The organism is Pseudalkalibacillus sp. SCS-8 (genome assembly GCF_040126055.1).
GTDB lineage: Bacteria > Bacillota > Bacilli > Bacillales > Fictibacillaceae > Pseudalkalibacillus > Pseudalkalibacillus nanhaiensis.
The window spans coordinates 915,140-936,266 of the sequence record NZ_CP143541.1; the positions used below are offsets into that span (position 1 = coordinate 915,140).

Annotated in this window: 21 protein-coding genes; 16 read left to right on the top strand and 5 right to left on the bottom strand. The window is 43.2% G+C overall.

Translation table 11 applies throughout. The features are described from left to right. Nucleotides 1-143: 143 nt before the first annotated feature. Nucleotides 144-965 (bottom strand): YihY/virulence factor BrkB family protein, encoded by an 822-nt coding sequence (locus V1497_RS04685; RefSeq protein ID WP_349409811.1) that lies wholly within the window; start codon nucleotides 963-965, stop codon nucleotides 144-146. 131 nt (nucleotides 966-1,096) lie between these two features. Further along, a complete protein-coding gene (locus V1497_RS04690; RefSeq protein ID WP_349409812.1) occupies nucleotides 1,097-1,414 on the bottom strand; it encodes a DUF3870 domain-containing protein in 318 nt (105 codons plus the stop codon). A gap of 161 nt (nucleotides 1,415-1,575) precedes the next feature. Here V1497_RS04690 and V1497_RS04695 point away from each other — a divergent pair, with 161 nt between their 5' ends. Further along, a complete protein-coding gene (locus V1497_RS04695; RefSeq protein ID WP_349409813.1) occupies nucleotides 1,576-2,367 on the top strand; it encodes an SDR family oxidoreductase in 792 nt (263 codons plus the stop codon). Nucleotides 2,368-2,498: 131 nt separating this feature from the next. Further along, on the top strand, nucleotides 2,499-3,503 hold the full coding sequence (locus V1497_RS04700; protein ID WP_349409814.1) for an NADP-dependent oxidoreductase: 1,005 nt from the start codon (nucleotides 2,499-2,501) through the stop codon (nucleotides 3,501-3,503). A gap of 40 nt (nucleotides 3,504-3,543) precedes the next feature. Here the strand turns inward: V1497_RS04700 and V1497_RS04705 are convergent, their stop codons facing one another. Next, the gene (locus V1497_RS04705; RefSeq protein ID WP_349409815.1) at nucleotides 3,544-4,710 is read right to left on the bottom strand and encodes a lamin tail domain-containing protein; all 1,167 of its coding nucleotides are present in this window, start codon (nucleotides 4,708-4,710) and stop codon (nucleotides 3,544-3,546) included. Nucleotides 4,711-4,769: 59 nt separating this feature from the next. On the opposite strand from V1497_RS04705, the gene V1497_RS04710 reads away from it, so the two are divergent. From V1497_RS04710 to merA, 8 genes are all read left to right on the top strand, one after another. Beyond that, nucleotides 4,770-4,961, top strand: a complete 192-nt coding sequence (locus V1497_RS04710) for a hypothetical protein (protein WP_349409816.1) — start codon at nucleotides 4,770-4,772, stop codon at nucleotides 4,959-4,961. A gap of 174 nt (nucleotides 4,962-5,135) precedes the next feature. Beyond that, complete coding sequence (locus V1497_RS04715) at nucleotides 5,136-5,336, top strand: cold-shock protein (protein WP_349409817.1); 201 nt, start codon at nucleotides 5,136-5,138, stop codon at nucleotides 5,334-5,336. A gap of 238 nt (nucleotides 5,337-5,574) precedes the next feature. Beyond that, complete coding sequence (locus tag V1497_RS04720; RefSeq protein ID WP_349409818.1) at nucleotides 5,575-5,901, top strand: four-helix bundle copper-binding protein; 327 nt, start codon at nucleotides 5,575-5,577, stop codon at nucleotides 5,899-5,901. A gap of 527 nt (nucleotides 5,902-6,428) precedes the next feature. Next, entirely contained in the window at nucleotides 6,429-6,962 is a 534-nt protein-coding gene (locus V1497_RS04725) for an RNA polymerase sigma factor (protein WP_349409819.1), read from the top strand. Next, a complete protein-coding gene (locus V1497_RS04730) occupies nucleotides 6,949-7,995 on the top strand; it encodes a hypothetical protein (RefSeq protein ID WP_349409820.1) in 1,047 nt (348 codons plus the stop codon). The genes V1497_RS04725 and V1497_RS04730 overlap by 14 nt, the downstream gene beginning before the upstream one ends. Nucleotides 7,996-8,126: 131 nt before the next feature. Next, nucleotides 8,127-8,522, top strand: a complete 396-nt coding sequence (merR, locus tag V1497_RS04735; RefSeq protein ID WP_349409821.1) for an Hg(II)-responsive transcriptional regulator — start codon at nucleotides 8,127-8,129, stop codon at nucleotides 8,520-8,522. A gap of 16 nt (nucleotides 8,523-8,538) precedes the next feature. Next, nucleotides 8,539-8,757 (top strand): mercury resistance system transport protein MerF, encoded by a 219-nt coding sequence (merF, locus tag V1497_RS04740; protein WP_349409822.1) that lies wholly within the window; start codon nucleotides 8,539-8,541, stop codon nucleotides 8,755-8,757. A 4-nt stretch (nucleotides 8,758-8,761) separates the two neighbouring features. Further along, nucleotides 8,762-10,165 carry a mercury(II) reductase gene (gene merA / locus V1497_RS04745; protein ID WP_349409823.1) on the top strand — a complete coding sequence of 468 codons (1,404 nt, stop codon included), beginning with the start codon at nucleotides 8,762-8,764 and terminating at the stop codon, nucleotides 10,163-10,165. A 65-nt stretch (nucleotides 10,166-10,230) separates the two neighbouring features. On the opposite strand, the gene V1497_RS04750 is transcribed toward merA, so the two are convergent. Together V1497_RS04750 and V1497_RS04755 are read right to left on the bottom strand one after the other, a co-directional pair. Continuing rightward, nucleotides 10,231-10,689 carry an SRPBCC family protein gene (locus V1497_RS04750; RefSeq protein WP_349409824.1) on the bottom strand — a complete coding sequence of 153 codons (459 nt, stop codon included), beginning with the start codon at nucleotides 10,687-10,689 and terminating at the stop codon, nucleotides 10,231-10,233. Next, nucleotides 10,682-10,999, bottom strand: coding sequence for a helix-turn-helix domain-containing protein (locus V1497_RS04755; RefSeq protein WP_349409825.1), 318 nt, complete (start codon nucleotides 10,997-10,999; stop codon nucleotides 10,682-10,684). The genes V1497_RS04750 and V1497_RS04755 overlap by 8 nt, the downstream gene beginning before the upstream one ends. A 188-nt stretch (nucleotides 11,000-11,187) precedes the next feature. Between V1497_RS04755 and V1497_RS04760 the strand changes: the two genes are divergently transcribed. The 6 genes from V1497_RS04760 to V1497_RS04785 all read left to right on the top strand — a co-directional run bounded on the left by V1497_RS04760 (nucleotide 11,188) and on the right by V1497_RS04785 (nucleotide 20,916). Continuing rightward, the gene (locus tag V1497_RS04760) at nucleotides 11,188-12,675 is read left to right on the top strand and encodes a hypothetical protein (protein WP_349409826.1); all 1,488 of its coding nucleotides are present in this window, start codon (nucleotides 11,188-11,190) and stop codon (nucleotides 12,673-12,675) included. A gap of 293 nt (nucleotides 12,676-12,968) precedes the next feature. Continuing rightward, a complete protein-coding gene (locus tag V1497_RS04765) occupies nucleotides 12,969-14,933 on the top strand; it encodes an IucA/IucC family protein (RefSeq protein ID WP_349409827.1) in 1,965 nt (654 codons plus the stop codon). Beyond that, a complete protein-coding gene (locus V1497_RS04770; protein ID WP_349409828.1) occupies nucleotides 14,930-16,954 on the top strand; it encodes an IucA/IucC family protein in 2,025 nt (674 codons plus the stop codon). Before V1497_RS04765 ends, V1497_RS04770 begins: the two co-directional genes overlap by 4 nt. After that, the gene (locus V1497_RS04775; RefSeq protein ID WP_349409829.1) at nucleotides 16,947-18,176 is read left to right on the top strand and encodes an MFS transporter; all 1,230 of its coding nucleotides are present in this window, start codon (nucleotides 16,947-16,949) and stop codon (nucleotides 18,174-18,176) included. Before V1497_RS04770 ends, V1497_RS04775 begins: the two co-directional genes overlap by 8 nt. 16 nt (nucleotides 18,177-18,192) lie before the next feature. Next, nucleotides 18,193-19,407, top strand: coding sequence for a type III PLP-dependent enzyme (locus V1497_RS04780; protein WP_349409830.1), 1,215 nt, complete (start codon nucleotides 18,193-18,195; stop codon nucleotides 19,405-19,407). A gap of 330 nt (nucleotides 19,408-19,737) precedes the next feature. After that, on the top strand, nucleotides 19,738-20,916 hold the full coding sequence (locus tag V1497_RS04785) for an MFS transporter (protein WP_349409831.1): 1,179 nt from the start codon (nucleotides 19,738-19,740) through the stop codon (nucleotides 20,914-20,916). Nucleotides 20,917-21,127 lie beyond the last annotated feature (211 nt).

Sequence of the window (21,127 nt, forward strand, 5' to 3'; positions counted from 1 at the left end):
AACTTGTCGAGGTTGTTCTTACAACCTCAAATGTAGATTCCTTCAAAACACCTTTTCTCTTTGTCCAGTCTATGAATGAAATCCACATCAATTAAAAAATATTGAACTGAAAAAGGACTGGCAAAATCTTCTTATGCCAGTCCTTACTCTATTTCATATTTTCGTTTATAAAGCAGGGCATTCATCGTCCCACCTATGATTAATGTTTGTGCAGTCAAATAAAGCCAAATCATCAGAATGATAAGAGTTTTTACGTTGCCATAAATCAATGAGTATTGACTATATCTTACATATATGGAGAACCCGACAGATATGAGCTGCCACAGTAACGTTGCTGTAATGGCACCGGGCAACACCTCAATAAACTTCAATCTCGCCTTTGGAACAAAATGATAAAGGACATAAAAGAAAATGAATAGAATCATACTTCCTATAACCCATTTAATTGGATTCCAAAATGTTATGATAAACGTATACAACCAGGCATCCTTATCAATGAAACTGAGAACAATACGTTCAGCAACAGGGACGAGGACAGAAATGACGACAACACTGATAAAGGCGAAGGTCAGTAATAATCCCTCCAGTAATTGGAGGAAGAAGGACCTCTTCGTCTTCTGGGGGTAGCTTTCATTCAATATCCGTGAGAACGATTGGATCGCAATGGACGATAACCAAATGGATGCTAGAAACCCGAAAGTCATCAGGCTTTCTTCCTGGTTTGCAAAGATACCTGTCAGCGTTTCACGCAAGAAATAAATCGTCTTTTCAGGGGCGTAAGGTTCAACAATGCCAAGAACTGAACCTGTATCGATCGGAAGTCGACCGACTAGAGTGATGACGACGATCAAAAAAGGAAAAAGGGACAACAGAAAATAATACGACATTTGCGCTGCAAGGTCGTATATTTTACGATTGAAAAACTCCTTGTATAGTGCTTTGATCAACCATATGACAGTCGTCACGCTTCATCCCTCACTTCGGTCGCTATGATTGGTATAACCAAATGAGGGATTTTCATGCGAGTGGTGCGAATGAGAAAAACGAGTATAAGGATGAAAAACAGCCGGCACATGCAGGCAGTCCATCAGTCCCCTTATCTCACAACATGAGGCTTTTTGTATTGTCTGTAGGCATCCATAACGGCAGCAGTAAGGGCGGTTTGGGCATTTCCATAGTAATGATTTTCAATCTCTTTATTAATCAAATCGATACCATCACGTAAACTTAAACCTTTAATCATATCACCGAAAAATGCTTGTGAATGCTCTGTAGCCAATGTACAATCAGCCCAAATGATGACTCCGTACATTTTATCCACTTCGATTGTGACAGTCAGGGTTTCATGCGGTTCATTTATCGACACACCGTTAGGTATCCGGGCATGCCCTGCAATGATAATCGTATTCGGCATAGATCTTCCCTCCTAAGATTGGGTCTCTTACGGCTCGTTTATATATTTGACACGCATCGATTTTGTCCTTCTGTAAACCGGTCCAAATCAGTGAGGGACAGTTAAAATTCAACTCAAACAGAATGGGTTCAACAAAAATAAAGAAAGGGATGAGGCTTTTTATGGATTTACAGTTAAAGGGTAAAAGTGTCCTTGTTTCGGCTGGAAGCAAAGGGCTTGGAAAAGCGACTGCAATGGAGTTTGCGAGAGAAGGCGCACATGTGTTGATCGCTAGCCGAAATGAAGAACAGCTTATCCAAGCGGTCACCGAAATCTCCAAAGAAACGAAAAATGATCACGTAAATTATTGTATTTGTGATATCACCGATGCCGCTCAAATTGATTATCTTGTGGAGTATGCCGTCAAGACATTTGGGACCGTCGATGTGTTGATAAACAATGCAGGAGGACCACCTGCTGGGCGTTTTGAGGATATGCGGGATGAGGATTGGCAGAATGCATTTGAACTGAATCTATTGAGTTTCGTCCGTTTGACCCGTAAAGTGATTCCTTATATGCAGAAGCAGCAAAGTGGCAGAATTATCAATTTCGCATCTTCCTCCATTAAAGAGCCTTTAGATAATTTGATTCTATCCAACACCTTCCGAGCTGGAATCGTCGGTTTGGCAAAGAGTTTATCCCAGGAGCTTGCAGAATACCAGATCCTTGTTAATACGATAGGGCCTGGGAGGATTGCGACAGATCGTTTGACACAATTGGATGAAATCCGTTCAAACCAACTTGGCATTGCTTATGAAGAGCACGTCCAGAATACAGAGCAGAAAATCCCTCTGCAACGATATGGGACACCGGAAGAGTTTGCGAAAATGGTCGTTTTTCTTGGTTCTGGTGCCAATACTTATATTACCGGACAATCCCTATTGATTGATGGAGGGAAAGTGAAAGCACTTTAATCGCGGTGGTAAAAGAGCTGATCTAAGTGTAGTTCCTTTACCTCCACAGTGGGGATGCCTTATGATCGGATGTAAACTCCCAGAGATTTATGAACATACTACGGAAAGGACCCTATGTAGAGGTGAAGAACATGAAAGCGATGATGATCAATAAGTATGGCAAGAATGAGTTGTTACATATGAAAGAGATTGAAAAACCATCGGTAGGGGCGAATGATGTTCTCGTCGAAATCCACGCTGCCAGTGTAAATCCAATTGATTTTAAAATCCGTAACGGTGGAGCCTTGAGGTTGGTTTTGAAGTTCAATATGCCGTTGATCCTAGGAAATGATTTTGCAGGCAAGATTGTGGAGATCGGCTCGAATGTTCGGAAGTTTAAAGTAGGCGACTATGTCTATGGCCGACCTAGCAAGGAACGGATCGGGACGTTTGCGGAATATATCTCCATTCATCAAGACGAAATTGCGTTGATGCCAAACGGTCTTACCTTTGAAGAAGCAGCATCGATACCACTCGTCGGTCTTACGGTATGGCAAGCCTTTCATGAATATTTCCACTTGAAGGAAGGACAGAAGATTCTGATCCATGCTGGTGCAGGTGGAGTGGGATCGTTTGCGATTCAGCTGGCGAAGGAGATGGGGGCTTATGTTGCCACCACAGCAAGTGAGAATGGCTATGAGCTTGTCCAAACCTTAGGTGCAGATAAAGTGATCAATTATCGGAAAGAGAATTTTGAAGAAGTTCTGGATGGTTATGATGCTGTTTTTGATACATTAGGCGGACCCTCACTTGAAAAATCATTTGAAATTTTGAAGCCTGGTGGGAAAATCGTCTCCATATCTGCCGTTCCAACTAAAAAGTTTGCAGAACAGACCTACCAGGGGTTGATGAAAAAGACTTTATTCATGTTGATTAGTAACAAGCTGATGCGAATGGCTAAAAAGCACCAGGTGGAGTACGATTTTCTCCTTATGCGCCCAAATGGAGAACAGCTTGAACAGATTACTCATCTCATAGAAGAAGGGAAAATCAAACCAGTCATTGATCGGATCTATGACCTGGAAGAAGCTCAAGGGGCGATGAATTACTTGGAAACAGGTCGTGCAAAAGGAAAAGTCATCATAAAAGTGAAATAAAAAAGAAGGTATGCGCCCGTAGGCAGCATACCTTTTTTTCTTACTTACCAGGAAGCGGTGTTCCAACGTTCCAGTCATTCACAGAATCTGTATCGTTGTTTACGTCATAACGATAGATCGCTTGTCCAGTGTTTGCTCTGATGTTCCATCCAGAAACATAATTTTCATATGCGACGAAATCGATCTCAGCTCCAGACGGATTTTGTAATGAAACCTGGTCCCCTGAATTCCCTAAGGCAAGAGTCATACCTGAAACATCAGGATCAAAGCCGAAGAGACTACGGAATCCAGCAGCATCGCGGGCCACGACAAGGTGTTGTCCTGGATCGATCATCGTGCCAGCTGGCAGTGTATAGGTGTCGTAGTTATCCTTAAGGATATAGCCACTGATATCGAGCGTGTTCGTCGATGTATTGTAGATTTCCAAATACTCTCCCACACTGTCAGAGCCTTCCGCATCATAATAGACTTCTTGGATCAACAGTTCATCAGATGCAGGGCCACCGCCAGAACAGTTACACGTATAGCCGGCAGATTGTGCGTCTTGCTCTGTAAAGAAGAATACGCGATCTTCAATTGGAACCTGAGTGTAATTTAAAGGAGTAACATATTCTTTCGTAAAGTAATTCCCGACATATTTGTCTGGCTGATCATTGAACATGCGGTCACGGTATTCAAATGGCAGTTCTTCAAGAGGATTTGTCGTATCCCAAATGCCGATGTTGCCGTTCATAGCTGTAAGCATCGCACCACGATAGTCTTCGAATTTCGCATCTTCAAATGGCCAGATGAAGTAAGATACAGCATGTCCATTTTCAAGGATGGAACGATTGACGTCCATGTTCCCTTTGAATACATAGGCTAAAAGGCGTCCGAATCCATCTACTTCCTCTTGACCTGTAACAAGGGTGATTTCTGTACCACTTGGCAAGACAGATTTCAAATAGTTTGTAGCTGCATTTCCGTGCGGGTCGATCTGGTTTCCAGGATCCTTCCCACCTGAGACGAACGTTTCAGGCGTATCGATTCCTAGAAAGCGTACCTCATCAGCGCCTTTGACTGGATTTGTCAGCATGATGGTATCGCCATCTTTAACATAGTCGACCGTTGCTGTATATGTACCTGCAGCTGAAGCCTCGTGCTCAAATGAAGTGATTGGCACAACCAATACAGCAATCAACATCCAAATGCTCATGATTCTTTTCAAAACAATTCCTCCCCGAAATAATTTGGTACTGCGAGATTTAATGTAACAGAAGGATGTAAATGCTGTATAAAGCAACTGTAAAAGTGGAAAATCCATACTTTGGTCACGGGATTCGACAAAACCATAAGTTCTGGATGGAAAAAGAGATGGATAATCAGGAAGTAGGCATGACCTACTTCACCCTTTACGTGACGTGGAAAGAGATACAGAGTCCAAAGGCTTATTTAGTTGAAAATTTACAAAGCAGGTAAAAGAGTGATTTTACATGGTGGGGAAATTTGCAGGATTTTGTAGGAATGTTTTGGTTGTTTTCATCTGGACATACTGGTAGTATAAAGAGGAATTATTTTTGTTCAGATAGATGCAAGTTTATTGGAGCAAGAATAGTAAAACAATGTGCTTTAAATGCACTAGGAGGCAACATAATGGAACAAGGTAAAGTAAAATGGTTCAACGCTGAAAAAGGTTTTGGTTTCATCGAGCGTGAAGGTGCTGACGATGTATTCGTACACTTCTCTGCTATCCAAGGTGAAGGATTCAAGACATTAGAAGAAGGTCAAGACGTTTCTTTCGACATCGAAGAAGGTCAACGCGGACCTCAAGCTGCTAACGTACAAAAGGTTTAATCTGACTAAACCAACAAACAGGCTCCTCAACGGAGCCTGTTTTTTTGTTGTCTTATATGAATTAGAGAAACCCAATACTTGTGGGACGTGTGTGTTTAGTTGGTCAATGCCAACTCCTTAGTAAGATTGAATCATTATTGGCAATGAATGGGATAAATATGTCCAATGACGTTTAAATCTAATGTTTTTAGGAAAATACAAGCAATGTACAAGAATTCAGAAGGAGGCGTTTCAGAATATGTCACATGAAAAATATCAATCAGTCGTAAATGCACTTCATGAGTGTATGGAAGCGTGCAACCATTGTTACGATGCTTGCTTGCAGGAAGACGATGTCAAAATGATGGCAGAGTGCATTCGTTTGGATCGAGAATGTGCGGACATCTGCTCATACTTAGAACAGGCCCTAGTACGAAACACTCCATTTGCTTCCGAACTTGCTTCCGTATGTGCGAAGATTTGTGAAGCTTGCGGAAACGAATGTAAAAAGCATGATCATGACCACTGCCAAAAATGTGCAGAAGCATGCTTCAAATGTGCAGAAGAATGCAAGAAGATTTCTTAAGGATAACATAACAGGGAAGCCTGACACCTACACATGGTGTCAGGCTTTTTTTTATGTACACTGTGATGGTTTTAAGAAGGGGATGGAAGAAAACTGTTGAAAAGAACTACGTACAGAATCTTATTTATGTTTTTGGGGGATTTCGGGTACTCAAAGAGCGCTTATGAGTCCTTCATTTTCCGTTTTTCACAATTTCGGGTACTCAAAGACGGCCTATGAGTCCTTCATCTTTCGTTTTTCGCGATTTCGGGTACTCAAAGACCGCCTATGAGTCCTCCATTTTCTGTTTTTCGCGATTTCGGGTACTCAAAGACCGCCTATGAGTCCTCCATTTTCCGTTTTTCGCGATTTCGGGTACTCAAAGACTACTTATGAGTCCTCCATTTTCCGTTTTTCGCAATTTCGGGTACTCAAAGACCGGTCTGGCCGCCCGATAACTTTCGGGTCAGCTTTTTTCTGTTTTTTATATAAATTTGAAACAAATGGAAATGATTCACGTCTTATTGGTAGATGAGGGGGGAGAGGGCATGGAAGCAGAAGAAATGACCATTGAGGACATTTATGAAAAATACTATAAGGATGTTTATCACTTTGCGATTTACTTTACGAACAATCGAAATGAAGCGGAGGATATTACACAAGACACGTTCATCAAAGCCATGCGGACAATAAAGACCGTAAAGGATCCAGGAAAGGTTAAAGTTTGGATTCTCATGATTGCGAAAAATACGGCCATCGATTATTCAAGGAAAGCAGGCAGCCGTACGATCTTTCCGAGCATTTGGAAAGAGGAGAGATCAACAGAACGAACACCGGAGGAGGAGATGGTACATAAGGATTCGTGGGAGGTCGTGCAAAGAGCGTTGCTCAAACTGAAACCGAAGTATCGAAGTGTCATCATCCTGAGGGGGATAAAAGAATACACGATTATGGAAACGGCGCAAGTACTGGGAATACCGGAATTGAAGGTTCGTGTCGATTATCATCGCGCTATGAAGCTACTTAAAAAAGAAGTGGATTTCATTGAGGTGGAAGGGGTGTTGTGTAATGAACAATCATAACAAAGTAGATCAGGAATTGATTTCAAGATTACGAGAACACCCTCATAAAGACCCCCGTCCGCAGTTTGTTGAGGAGCTCCGTAATCAACTGGAGCGTCACGAATCCAAACCGGGTGGAATGTGGAATGGACATTTGCGTGCTGTCCTTTCAATCTGTGCTTCCATTCTGATTGTCCTTGTCTTGATTTCTTCCCAATTTACAAAGGAACAAAATGCTGTTGAAAATCCAGCCACAAATACAACTAGTGAGGAAGATGAATTGAAGACTTTACTGTCCTCAAATGAAGTTTATCAACCTATTTATGAAAATCTTGTTGAAAAAACAGGCTGGCAGAAACAGAGTGAATCAGTCATATCTTTTCTAGAAAGTGCACGTACAGGTGATGAAGAACAATTGCATAAAATCATTAAACAGAAAGACAAGGAAAACATACAACAAAGTATCGTGTTTTTTCAGCAAATCACTCTTGATGAGCTTAAAATTCAATCCATTCAAAAAAATCATGATAGCTATGCGATTGAATTTTTATTTTCGTTAAAAGATTCCACTCACCAAATCGTCGCACCTTTCAGATTGTTTGAAAGTGGAGAGGTTGGATTCAACCATTCATTCCAGTTAGTTGACGGTACGTCCGAAGAATTCAAATTGACAGAAGAGGAAGCCAACGTGTACAAGAAGTTCCAAGAGGATCAAGATGTTGTCCATTTAAAAGATCTAAGCCCGATCAGTATTGCAAAGCTTTATGTACAGTCTAGTATGGATGGAGATTCCGTCACAGAATACATGTTATATACGACACGTACTCAATATGTACAGTGGACACTCAAAACTCATTTGGAACAAGCGAAAAACGTGAACCCAAATCCAGAGGCTATCCGTCGCGCATTCAATGGTCTAGGAAACGGTGTATTTATCAAGCGTAATGAAAATGAAGGATCGATCATCTATGAACATGAAGGGCGGCCAATGAGCTTTCAAATGGTCAAGGATGAGAACGGCATTTGGAAGGTAGCCTTCATGCCTATCCAATAATGAATGAAGAGCTGAAGCAGACGATGCTTCAGCTTTCTTATTTTATAACCAAATTTTCTTGTATAAAATATCTTCCTATGTTGACCCTGTAGTATAGTACAGGGTTTATGATAATTAGAGAGGTGATGTTTATGGGCTATAAAACAACTGAATTAGCAAAATTGACAGGTGTGAATAAAGAGACGCTCCGTTATTATGAAAAGATCGGGATCCTGCCTGCCCCTCCTAGAACAGCATCAGGCTACCGGTTATACCCTGAGGAAACAGTGAAAAGGATAAAATTTGTCCGGAAGGCCCAGGAATTAGGATTCACCCTTCAGGAGGTTGACCGATTACTTGGTGTGGTCGACCAAGATGAGAGGCGATGTAAGGATATGTATACCTTCACCTCGGTGAAACTTGATGAGATTGAACGGAAAATAAATGATTTGAAAAAGATGAAATCGATCCTGGAGGAATTAAAGAACTGCTGTCACGACAATGATGATCTCTATGATTGTCCAATCATAGACCGCTTAGAAAATTGATAATGAGGTGGAGAGCATGGAGAGGAAGAAAAGTAAAAGGCTGCTTACTGGAGGCATTATTGGTACGATCACCATCCTGATATGTTGTTTTACACCAGTTCTCGTCATCTTGTTTGGAGCAGTCGGTTTAAGTTTTCTTATTGGATATTTGGATTTGATCGTATTTCCAGCCCTCGGCATCTTTATTGGACTGACGATTTTTGCCTATTCGAAATATAAAAAAGGGGAGCGATAATAAGATGGAGAAAGAGAAATATGATTTTGTCGTAATCGGTTCAGGAGCAGCGGCATTTTCTGCAGCGATCCAGGGAGTGGAAAGAGGATTGAAGGTCGCTATGATTGAAAAAGGGACTGTTGGAGGGACTTGTGTCAACGTTGGATGTATCCCTTCCAAAACGATGATTAGAGCAGCTGAAATCAATAGCCTTGCCATTCATCAACCTTTCAATGGATTGACCATTAAAAGCGAGCACCCTGATTTATCAAATTTGAACCGTCAGAAAAATGAGCTTGTAAATCGATTGCGGAAAGAAAAATATGAGGACTTGATCGAGGAGTATGATTTTGACTTGATAAAAGGGGAAGCACACTTCAAGGACAAATACTCCATATCAGTAGGTGAACGGATATTGAGTGCTGAGCATTTTCTCATCGCCACTGGGGCAACTCCATTCATCCCTGATATTCCGGGGTTGAAATCGATTGATTTCCTTACTAGTACAACTGCACTCCAGCTAGAAAAGGTTCCAGAGCGTATTGCCGTCATTGGAGCAGGTTACATCGCAATGGAGTTAGGTCAACTCCTTCATCATTTAGGAGCACAGGTAACATTGATGCAACGAAGTGATCGTCTGGTTAAGCATCTTGATTCCGAAGTGAGTGAAGTCGTTGAACAATCATTATCAGATCAAGGTATGAACTTGCAACTAGGTATTACATTTACAAGAGTGGAAGAAATAAATGGGGTAAAACGGATCTATTTCGAAAAGAATGGTGAAGAACATTATGTGGAAGCAGAAGAGATATTGGTCGCAGCTGGCCGAAAACCCAATACTACTTCACTTCAATTGGATCAGGCCGGGGTTGAGACAGGAGAGGCAGGGGAGGTAAAGATCAATGACGATCTCCAAACGAACATCCCTCACATTTATGCTGCTGGTGATGTAACATTAGGCCCTCAATATGTCTATGTGGCAGCCTATGAAGGTGGACTGGTCGCTAAAAATCTCGGACTCCCGGATAAACAAAAGTTGAATTTATCTACAGTCCCTTCAGTCATTTTCACAAATCCGTCCATTGCATCGGTAGGATTGACTGAGCAGGAAGCGCGGACACAAGGCTATGAGGTGCAAGCAGTTGTAATACCACTTGCTGCTGTGCCACGAGCGTTAGCGAATCATGAAACGACAGGCTTGTTTAAGCTTGTGGTTGATGCACAATCAAAGGTTTTACTTGGTGCACAAATCGTCGCAGAAAATGCCGGTGAAGTTATCTATGCGGCCACGCTAGCGGTAAAGTTCCAGCTTACCATTGATGAAATCAAGGATACGATGGCTCCGTACCTGACAATGGCAGAAGGAATCAAGCTGGCAAGCTTATCCTTAGATCGTGATGTCTCCAAGCTATCGTGTTGTGCAGAATAAATGAAGAGTGTGAGCGAACAAGGCTCACACTCTTTTTTTAATTCCGGGCTTACCTGTTACATAACTTATACTCGGATGGCTGAAAGCGTCATATCCGTCTCGAGCAGGCTCTTCAAATTACTCATGATCGCTGGCCAGCCGTTGTTTACACCCATGAAGGTATTTCGGTCATCACTGTAATCAGTTTCCAAAAGATTTTCGTGGATCACTGTCAGTTTCACTGTATCGTCCATCTGCTTAATTTCAAAAGTGACGATTGTCGGTTCTGTACGGTCAGTCGGGTCATCAGGAGACTTCCAGGTGAATTTCAACAATTCGTATCGTTTACTTTCCAGGACTACTCCTTGTATATCCACTTCATCCTGCTCTCTGTAATAGATAACCTCAGCCCCTTCTGTCCAATCTGACTCAACTCTCCGGCCGAAAAAATACTTCGAAGTGAACTCTCCGGATGTAAGAGCTCGCCATAGCTTCTCTGGTGTAGTTGCAATATAGGTTGCATAAACAAAAGTACGGTCAGTCATCCTTTTCCTCCTCTAACTGAATTTTCATTTCTTTGAGTGCCTCAATGCGATGCCGGTCATATTTTGAGATCCATCTTTCATAAATCTCACTGATCGGAGCTGTATTGAGATAGTGGAGCCTTGTGCGTCCCTGCCTTAATACTTTAATGAGATCGGCTTCTTCTAAAATGTGAAGGTGTTTGGTCACGGCCTGTCTGGACATATCTAGGTGTTCACACAACTCACTCAATGTTTGTCCATTTTGAGTGTAAAGCTGATCAAGCAATTGTCTTCGGCTTCCATCTGCGAGCGCTTTAAATACGTTATCCATATGTGTATTATATGCAACCTTATAGTTGCGTGTCAATCGAATAAACAGCGTGGGACCCACGTCGGAATACCTGTTTTTAGATAAGAAATTAGACAACAAGTCGTAGTGTGAATTCAAACTTTTGTACGTAGGAACATGGCTTCACTGTATGGAACCCTTTAACGAACACGAAAAAGGAGGACATCTGGATGAAACAAGCATTATCGATTTGTACGTCAATCATTCTGTTGCTTGCCATCAGCACCACTTCTGTTAAAGCGAGTGACGTCGATGTTGATGGGAAAGCGAGTATACCCGTTTTATCGAGTGAAAGTGTACGACTAGTCAATAATCTGCCGCATCTCTCGATTATATCTGCTGCCTTTTCAAAGGATGAGCCGTATATGTATGCCAATACGCTGTCCGGTATCGCCATTTATGACATCACAGACCCTACTCAACCCACACTCTTAGGTGATTTACCAGAGGCACATTTTGAAAATGAGGACATGACTTTCGGTGAACGAGAGGATGGAACGAAATTTGTATTGATCGGGTATGACCCGGCAGGCATAACACCGACTTACGAGAACAAAGAACTTTCAACCGGAAATGAAATTGCTGTCGTAGACGTCTCCGATCCGACGGCCCCGTATATTGCATCACGTGTAAAAACGACCACACGGACACACACCGTGACGTGTGTAAATGATGAATGTACGTATGCCTACACGTCAGGCAGTAAGGACAAGGATGGAAACCCAGCCTTTTCAATCATCAACCTGGAGGATCCTGCCCAGCCTTTTGAAGAAAAAGTATTCCCTAGTTCGGTGGACGCGACCGGGCATGATTGGGACATTGATTCAGCGGGAATTGCCTGGCACACTGGATTAGGTGGAACGGTAGGCTACGATATTTCCGACCCAGTTAACCCAGTGGTCCTGAATTCGACAGATGAGCGCGGATTGAACGGGACGAAATGGAACAACTTCATTCACCACAATACGTTGAGACCGAATGGTGAGCAGTTCGAGAGCCGAGTATCTGGGGATTTTGAAACAAATGAAAGCACGGAACGAACGGGTGATCAAGTTCGCCCTGGAGAAGTTGTCATGGTGACAGAAGAGGACTATCTACACCCAGGTACGTGTGAGGATGAAGGCTCCTTCCAAACATGGCATCTGCAAAGCTTGAATGAATTCGAAGGTACAGGAGGAGGAACGATTGAGCCTGGCAGTGGGTCAATTGAGCCGCTGGATTCATGGAACTCGAAGATTTTAGGCACTGAGGAACAAACAAAAGCAGGATTCATTTGTTCTGCGCATTATTCCTCCTATCATGAGGAAGGTTTCGTTTCGATCGGTTACTATCAACAAGGTGTAAGGATCCTTGATGTCCGAGATCCGACCGATATCAAACAGGTCGGCTACTGGTTCACCGGCGTCCAAGAAGTATGGGGCGCACAGTGGATTGGCGCACGTGATATCGATGGTCAAATGACAGGTGAACATACGAAATATGTGTACGCTTACGATCCGACAAGAGGTTTGGATATTTTAGAGGTGACCTTCCCGGATGAAGAGCCAAAGAACACACTGGATCTTGAAGCGAATATCCACTTAGACATGATAAAGGTCCCGGCGACAGACCTTTCCGATGCGTTACAGGAGAAAATGTCCCATGATCATTCCCACTGATTATTTTCAGCATAAAATCACCCATTAACTAAGAAGAGGCTGACCTAAACTCAGGTCAGCCTCTTCTTTTTATATCCAAGTCAGGACTATCTTCCTAATGACGGGTATGGATGTCCTTGTTTAGATACAAGAAAAACCATTGGCAGCGGTTACAACTGAACCAAATGAACGTATTTTTAATTTTCAATTGACATTGAGAATCAATATCAATTACTATTAGTCATGCATAAATGATAATCATTTTCAATCAGATAGATGGAAACAAATTCGATAGACTGCAGGAGGGAAGGAAAGTGGAAGCCGCAACCATCAACGCTAATAATAACGTCACAGATTACAAGTCACAGGTCATCGCTCATTTGAAACAAGCATACCCCCATCTCGTAAACAGCTATGAAGAGAAATTGAAAGAAGCTGATTCAGCAATCCTTCATCAGCTTGTCCAGGCAATCTTACGTGAAAGAATTGTAGATTTCGAGTGGATAACGAGAAATGAATGTCAGATTGCGCTTATCAAGCTGGATACGCATGAAACGGTTGAAGTGCCAATCAGAACCACGTACATATTGGACCATATCGACCTTGATGGAGAGATCCTCCATACCGACAGCCGCGGAGGAGTGACCGTGATTTCCAGACCAGCACAGCTCTTGGACCGGTTGTTTGAAGCTTTTCATGCAGACTCGTTTGACAATATCGATCAATTTTATAAAGAAATCGAGAACAGCATGTATAACTATGCGCTTGCCCTTACGATTGCAGAGGAACGCCAAATGAAAATCAAAGCGGATGCAATAAGTCTCCAAAGTGAAGGGACGTTTGATTATCTCGTAAAGAAAAAGAAGCACGATGCGTCATTCAGTCCGCTCACTTTCTTAGAGCAGTGGGTCATACAGGGACATTCAATCCATCCTTGTTCGAGGACGAGATTAGGATTGTCGCCAGCATCCATTTCAGAATATGCACCTGAATGGGAGGGCCGTCCTTCGGTCATCCCCGTAGCTGTTCACAAAGATTATTGTAAGCTGACCCATTTTGAAGATCGCTCCGTATCAAACCTGCTGAAGCAAGAATACCCGGAGCTTGCGGTACGATTGAATGAAACGCTGACAGCACGCAATTTGAACCCGCATGACTATGAAATCATACCGGTTCACCCGTGGCAGCTCGAACATACGATTCAGCAAAATTATCGTGATGAGCTGGAAAGTCAAAAGGTGGTGCCGATTACGGAAGCTTCCATCGACACAGCGGCACTGATTTCTTTCCGGTCTTTAGCTCCAGTGGGAGACCAAAACAAGCATCATATCAAAACCGCAATCAACGTACAGATGACGAGTGCGATCCGGACCGTGTCAGCAGCTTCCACACAGAATGGCCCTAAGGTATCTTCTGTCTTAGAAAAAATCCATTCAGAAGATGCATTCCTGGCGAATTCAATGAGCTTCATGAAAGAAAGCGCTGGTATTCATTTTGAACCAGTGAATCCTGAAGATGATGAAGAGCGTCATTTCCTACAGAAGAATCTTGCGGCAATCATGCGTGAAAACCCAGAAAAATCGCTTGCTGATGACGAAATCGCTCTTCCGGCTGCTGCCTTCATTGCAAAATCACCTGTCACCGATCAACTTTTGATCGAAGAACTGGTAAAGAATCATGCAATCAAAGGAGGATTCGATACGCTTACTGATGCGGCAGCGGACTTCATCGAGAAGTATGTAAGTGTCCTCCTTCCAGGTGTTCTTACGTTAATGAGCAAGTATGGGGTCAGTATGGAAGTCCACATGCAAAACTGTGTATGTGTGTTCAAGAATGGCTCGCCAGAGAAAATCGTCGTCCGGGACAACGGTGGAATCCGGATTATGGAATCCAGATTGAATGAGTTCTTCAAGATTCCTGAGCTCAATAACAGTACGAACCTGATGACGTCCAATCGTCAAGATCTTCTGGATATTTTCTTCCATGCCATCGTCCATAACCATTTGGGTGAGATGATCGTTGCATTGTCACGAAAGTTGGGCATGGACGAAGAACAGCTATGGCGCCCAGTAAGGCATGTGGTAGAACAAGTCTATGCTTCCTTACAACACGATGCCCGGGTACCTGCCGAAAATCTGACGGACAAGGATGATCTCTTCTCAGAAGAATCACGCTTGAAGGCGCTCGTTCGAATGAGATTGACAAACAAGTATACAGAGAATGCTTATGTGAATGTAACCAACCCGTTATATCCGAAAAAAGAGGAGTGTGCCAAATGACGATCCAATTGATTCAAAGACCGGCCCAGCTGAAGTCTAATCAAACCTCCATGATTACTGAAGAGATCGCGTGTATGCGATTTGTTATGAAAAAGATGCCTTCTTATGTCAATCACTTTATCGGATCCCTTGAAAAAGGACGTAAGGGGATTCTCCATAAGCTTGCATCGTCCATATTACGCGAGAACATCAACAACATTTATTCAGATGCCATTGATTTGAAGAAAATCGGGTCTGTATTTGTCATGAACTTGAACGTAGCAGATGAGAGTTGGCGTCCATTCTTCAATCACATCCAAACGTATCCGATTCGTGAGGATATAACGTATAAGGTTGTCCCAATTGACAATTCGGTCATGGTCTTTCCGATAGCTAACACATATGCTTATCAACGGATTGAGACAACAGATGAGATTTTATATGTCGATGAGGAGGGCATCACGCCAATCACACTCGCTTCTGATTTGTTGAAAAAGTTATTTTCAGCGACAGCGAATCGTTGGAACATGGATACCTTTATAAAAGAACTAGATAATGGTACGGCAAACCTCACCCTGGCGTATATGTATGAACAAGCTTGGAAGGAAACGATCCAGGACGAAGCAAAACGTCTCGGTTCTATGGATACGTTGGACTATCTTCTGAAAAAGAAGGATGAAAATGAAAGCTTCTCGGCAAGCCTGTTCTTTGAACAGCTCGTATTAGAAGGGCATCACTTGCATCCAGGCTCGAAAACGAAAATTGGATTAACGCATGAAGATGTCTTCCGTTACTCTCCTGAATTCCATCAAGTGTTCCAGGTTGGCTTTGTTGCGGTTAAAAAGGATTGCCTGCTTACGACGACTGGGAATAAGGGTGTGCTTGAAGAACACTACCCTGAGGAATTAGAGCTTTGTTTAGAGGAATTGGACGGAAGAGGGTATGACAGTGCTGAATATGACATCCTCCCTGTTCATCAATGGCAATATGAGCATGTCATTCCAAAGCTCTACGCTGATGAAGTCAAAAATGCGGATGTTGTTTTCATAAAGGATGTCAAGGTCGGGGTGGAGGCAACGTCCTCATTCCGGACTGTCTATCCACAAAAAGGACAAGCTCCTGCATTGAAGCTGGCTGTGAATAGTCAAATGACGTCTACCGTCAGATCGATTTCCACACAAACAGCCTTGAACTCGACATTATTTACTGAAATGATGCAATCCGTCATGGAAAAAGAAGCGCAATTAGAGAATTTCCAGCCATTGAATGAAATTGTCGGCGCAGCCTTCAAATCCGAAGAAGAAGGAAAGAGTCGTAACCTGACGATGCTTATGCGGGAGAACATCGATGAAAAGCTTCAGAACGGGGAACTCGCAATTGCAGGCCCGGCCTTGTATGCCCAATCGCCTGTAAGTGGGGAGACAGTCCTGGCTGAGCTTGTGAACCAATATGCCGAGGCCAACAACCTATCTAAAAGCAGAGCAGCGTTCCCATTTTTCGATGACTATATCGCGGCTGTCATTCCAGGATACCTGACTCTGATGGTCAAGTACGGAATCGCTCTTGAAGGACATCTTCAAAACAGCATCCCAGTATTCAAGGACGGCAAACTGTCCAGATTCTTTTTCAGGGACTGGGGAGGCGCCCGGATCTACAAGGAGAGACTTACACAGCAAGGAATCGCCATCCAATTCACACCTGGCTCTATGTCGGTCACGGACGATCTTGGTGAGATGCATAACAAGCTCTATTATACGGTGTTCCAAAACCATCTCGGAGAAATCATCCGGCAGCTTGTCCTATACTCCGGTATAAAGGAAGAAGATTTCTGGAGCAGAGTCAAAATGGTTTGTGAAGAGACGCTTCAATCCTTATCGCTGCAGAAGGACTTAGTAGGCAATATAGAAGAGGATCGTGCATTCCTTTTCCAACCGGTCGTCAAGCATAAATCACTCACGACGATGCGGTTGACAGGCGGGAAGGGCTATTGCTACAGCGAGGTGCCCAATCCGTTAACTGATGCGGGAGAGCTCCATGATTGAAAAACTCGCTAAACCATTCACCCTGAATGGGGCGATGAAATCTTCTTCCTTCAGGCATTTTCTTTTTGGGAGCTTTGTGGTCCGAACAACAGACTGGATGGACCTGACGCTGTTGAATTGGCTCGTCTATCAATGGACCCAATCTCCTCTCGCCTTAGGAATTTTGAATGCATGCCGTTTACTACCGATATTCATTTTCGGATTACAAGCAGGTGTATTAGCTGATCGATATGACAGGAAAAAGGTGTTGGTGGCCAGCTATCTCGGAATATTCGTCACGACATTGCTGTTGGCGTATATCGTTTATGCCGATTTCTCGATGATATGGCTTTATCTCGTCGTTTTCGGAAGGTCCTTGTTCATGACGGTAGAGGTACCAGTACGTAATGCTTTCCTATCTGATCTTGTCGATGCAAACCACCTTCCATCGGCCATCTCATTGCAAACAACCATCATCAATATCGCAAGAATGATCGGTCCGGCGCTTGCAGGGTGGTTGCTACTCAAGTTGAGTACACCGAGCCTTTTCATTCTGATTGCATTAGGAACGCTTGTGATTATCGTTTCTTTGAATGGACTGAAAGGGACAGAAACGAAGCGGAAGCCGAATGAACGCTCGGTCACCAAACACTCTGAAGATTTAAAGGAAACCTTCCAATACATCAAGGAAAACCATTTGATCGTCTCCATCCTGTTGATTGCCGTAGCACCAATGGTATTCGGCTTTCCATATACGACGATGCTGCCGTTGTTCGTTGAAGAGCTGATGGGCATGGGCCCTGATGGATTCGGCTTGCTGCTTTCGGTCTCTTCCGTCGGGGCAATCTTAGCTACGATGGTATTATCCATGAAACCACCTCGCCATCAAGGGAAAATCTTGATCTTTTCCGCTCTCGGTTTCGGGTTGTTTCTCGGATTATTCATCCTCTTTAATGGCAGCTACCTTGTTTCGCTCTTCCTTATGCTGAGTGTCGGGTTCTCAAGTCAGCTTTATCGTACGACCAGTCGGATCACGTTACAGATGCAGGTGGCTGATGCGCTGAGAGGAAGGGTGTTGAGCATCGCCTTGATGGACAGGGCCTATATTCCGTTCGGGGCGCTCGTCATCGGCGTCATTGCAAGTGAATTTGGTGCCCTCGCGGCCGGACTGTTCATGGGCTTCGGATGTTTCATTACGACACTCATTATCGTCTGGAGACGTCCAGACCTTTGGAATACGTAAGATGGAGGAATCACACATGCTAACAATTGAAAAGAAAACCGCTGTCGAAACTTATATCGCGGAAAAAATAGAGAAGCGGGATACAGGGGAGCCAATCTGTGCCTATGTCTATGATCTGGATTATTTGGAGAACCATGCGGAAAAGATCAAACAGAGCCTTCCACCTTTTTGTCGGTTGTATTACGCGGTAAAAGCGAATCCGGAAAAACCGATACTAGAGACGTTAGAACCGATTGTAGATGGATTTGAGGTTGCCTCGTATGGGGAAATGCAGAAAGTAAGCGGGCTAACTGAAAAAGCGATGCTGTTCGGTGGTCCTGGGAAAAAGGACAAGGAGATTGCGTCCGCACTTGAATCAAATGTCGATTATTTGAATGTGGAAAGCTTTCATGAATTGAACCGGATGATCTATATAGCCGAGCAGAAAGGCGTTAAAATACCTGTCTTGCTTCGGGTCAACCTGAAAGATAATGTTTCCGACAGCCATATCCGGATGTCTGGTGTTCCGACACAATTTGGCGTGGATGAACGAGACATCCCGGTGATTCTCCTGGAAGCACTGGCATCTCCTCATATCGAAGTGAAGGGGTTCCATTTCCATGCCATGTCCAATAATCTTGATGCTCAAGCCCATCTTCAGTTTATCGGAACATGTATTGAGAAATCACTCGCCTGGCAGAATGAATTCGGAATGGAAGCGCCGATCGTCAACGTTGGCGGTGGAATCGGCATTAATTATTTGAACCCTGATCAACCGTTTGAGTGGGAAGTGCTTGCAAAGGGATTGGAGGACTTTTATCACATTTACCAACACCAATCTCTTACCTTATTCTTGGAAATTGGCCGGTATATGACAGCTGAATGCGGTTCTTACGTAACAGAAGTATTGGATGTCAAAACGAATCATGGAGAGCATTTCGCGGTAATACGGGGAGGATCGCATCACCTTCGTCTGCCCGCAGCATGGAAAATGAGCCATCCATTTCATGTGCACTCGATCGACGAATGGCGTTACCCTTTTGAGCGTCCAGGGATTTTCGACGAAGCTGTAACCGTAGCTGGTGAGCTATGCACGCCGAATGATGTCCTCGTCCGTAAGGAGAATGTGAAGGAGCTACGGGCAGGAGATGTGATGATTTTCCGTTTTGCAGGAGCATACGGATGGACGATTTCCCACCATGATTTCTTGAGTCATCCACATCCGGAACACATTTTTGTGAAAAAAGATTGAAAATGGACACGAACTCGATTACGATGGATTTAACTTGAATGGAGAAGGAGGGTGACATGATGTTTGAAATGGGAATGGGCTGTATGAAACGTTTTATCGCATTCATGAGTACCATTTTTGGGATTTTGCACTTTAACGGGACCAGTGTGTCCTTTTTTAGGCAAATTCCATAACCATTTCATCAACATCAAATAAGTTACCTTTCATCGGATTTATTCTAAAGAGAGAAGGTGCTGCCTTTTCTCTTTTTTTATTATATTTGGAAAAACAAATCCACCACGAACACAGGTAAAGCTTATTTACCTGTGTTTTTTATGTTCAGGAGGAATTATGATGCTTCGTAATCGAAATATCAACATGATTTACTTATATATCTTCTTCGGTCAGCTTTTCTTTGACCGGGCGCTATGGGTCATTTACTTGAGTGATTCAGGACTATCTCTTGGTGAAATCGGCATCATTGAAGCGATTTTACACTTAAGCATTGTCTTATTCGAGCTTCCCACAGGTATGATTGCAGACCTTTATGGGAGAAAGATCAGCATACTCCTCGGAAGTGTGTTGAGTATCGGCTATGGGGCATTCATGCTGATCAGTGATTCGCTCACATTATTCAGCTTGGCGTTTGTTTCGCTAGGTGTAGGTTTGACGTTCCATTCCGGTGCACAACAAGCACTTGCCTATGACACGTTGAGGGAATTGAACAAGGAGAAGGACTACACGAAAGTGTTCGGCAACATGACAGCACTTGCTCTGTTGTCTTTGAGTTTTGCTAAATTGGCGGGGGGATTGATGGCAGAAGTAAGCTGGGAATGGGTATATGGCGCAATGGTTGTCATGCAGATGCTCGCCCTGATTCCAGTTCTTTTGCTTCATGAACCTGAACAGGAAATGAGAGTTGTTGAACGGAAAAGTATCTTGCAAACATGGAGAGATCAGTTTATCAGCGGCCTCATCGTTTGGAAGCGCAATCCGCCTGTCCGCATTCCCATCATTCTGTTCATCTCGGTCAGTACTGTGCTCGTCATCTTGACGTTTTATGGACAGGAATACTTCACGAGATTGGGGTATTCCTCATTCGTAATTGGTCTCATTTTTACAATAGACGGATTGTTAGGTGTAGTCATGGCCAAGCTGGCCTATCGTCTTGAAAAGAAATGGTCATTCTTTTCAATCGTCAAATACGGTTATGCATTTTATCTGCTCTTTTTCGTAATGTTCATCGTATCACCACGTCTTGGAATCGTGTTGTCTTTCCTGGCACTCGCGCAGCTCGTAACGCTATTTGAACCTGTTTTCTCGAACTTCATCCAAAACATACTAAGCAGCGATGTACGTTCAACCTTCTTTTCGTTGATCAGCTTAGTGGAAAGCTTCGTCATTATGGTTGGCTTTCCGGCATTCGGCTACGCAATTGAGCATATCGGGTTTGAAAAAGGCTTTTTCGTGCTGCTTATCCTTCTTGTTTTGGTTTATGTTGGAACTCTTTTAAAATCGAGGCTCTGTTAGCTTTTATTGTTGATATTCTAAAAAACCACCACCGGATTCAAAAAACTAGTACATCCATACTGTTTTTATTTTTTCTTCAATAAAAAGTTTAAAGTGGTAAGAATCAGCAATAATGTGGGGGTTTTCTAGGTTTTTCGCAATCAGGGTCAAATTGTACGGACCACTTTAATACAGGAGATTCGCATCAACATTTTGGAAATGTCAGCCCTTT

Excerpts from the sequence above, each read along its gene's own strand:
- V1497_RS04730 (WP_349409820.1), top strand. The coding sequence starts at position 6,949 with ATGAACAATCATAACAAAGTAGATCAGGAATTGATTTCAAGATTACGA.
- V1497_RS04760 (WP_349409826.1), top strand. The coding sequence starts at position 11,188 with ATGAAACAAGCATTATCGATTTGTACGTCAATCATTCTGTTGCTTGCC.
- V1497_RS04725 (WP_349409819.1), top strand. The coding sequence starts at position 6,429 with ATGGAAGCAGAAGAAATGACCATTGAGGACATTTATGAAAAATACTAT.
- V1497_RS04695 (WP_349409813.1), top strand. The coding sequence starts at position 1,576 with ATGGATTTACAGTTAAAGGGTAAAAGTGTCCTTGTTTCGGCTGGAAGC.
- V1497_RS04785 (WP_349409831.1), top strand. The coding sequence starts at position 19,738 with ATGATGCTTCGTAATCGAAATATCAACATGATTTACTTATATATCTTC.
- V1497_RS04715 (WP_349409817.1), top strand. The coding sequence starts at position 5,136 with ATGGAACAAGGTAAAGTAAAATGGTTCAACGCTGAAAAAGGTTTTGGT.
- V1497_RS04690 (WP_349409812.1), bottom strand. The coding sequence starts at position 1,414 with ATGCCGAATACGATTATCATTGCAGGGCATGCCCGGATACCTAACGGT.
- merR (WP_349409821.1), top strand. The coding sequence starts at position 8,127 with ATGGGCTATAAAACAACTGAATTAGCAAAATTGACAGGTGTGAATAAA.
- V1497_RS04700 (WP_349409814.1), top strand. The coding sequence starts at position 2,499 with ATGAAAGCGATGATGATCAATAAGTATGGCAAGAATGAGTTGTTACAT.
- V1497_RS04720 (WP_349409818.1), top strand. The coding sequence starts at position 5,575 with ATGTCACATGAAAAATATCAATCAGTCGTAAATGCACTTCATGAGTGT.
- V1497_RS04750 (WP_349409824.1), bottom strand. The coding sequence starts at position 10,689 with ATGACTGACCGTACTTTTGTTTATGCAACCTATATTGCAACTACACCA.
- merF (WP_349409822.1), top strand. The coding sequence starts at position 8,539 with ATGGAGAGGAAGAAAAGTAAAAGGCTGCTTACTGGAGGCATTATTGGT.
- V1497_RS04710 (WP_349409816.1), top strand. The coding sequence starts at position 4,770 with ATGCTGTATAAAGCAACTGTAAAAGTGGAAAATCCATACTTTGGTCAC.
- V1497_RS04755 (WP_349409825.1), bottom strand. The coding sequence starts at position 10,999 with ATGGATAACGTATTTAAAGCGCTCGCAGATGGAAGCCGAAGACAATTG.
- V1497_RS04780 (WP_349409830.1), top strand. The coding sequence starts at position 18,193 with ATGCTAACAATTGAAAAGAAAACCGCTGTCGAAACTTATATCGCGGAA.
- V1497_RS04775 (WP_349409829.1), top strand. The coding sequence starts at position 16,947 with ATGATTGAAAAACTCGCTAAACCATTCACCCTGAATGGGGCGATGAAA.
- V1497_RS04770 (WP_349409828.1), top strand. The coding sequence starts at position 14,930 with ATGACGATCCAATTGATTCAAAGACCGGCCCAGCTGAAGTCTAATCAA.
- merA (WP_349409823.1), top strand. The coding sequence starts at position 8,762 with ATGGAGAAAGAGAAATATGATTTTGTCGTAATCGGTTCAGGAGCAGCG.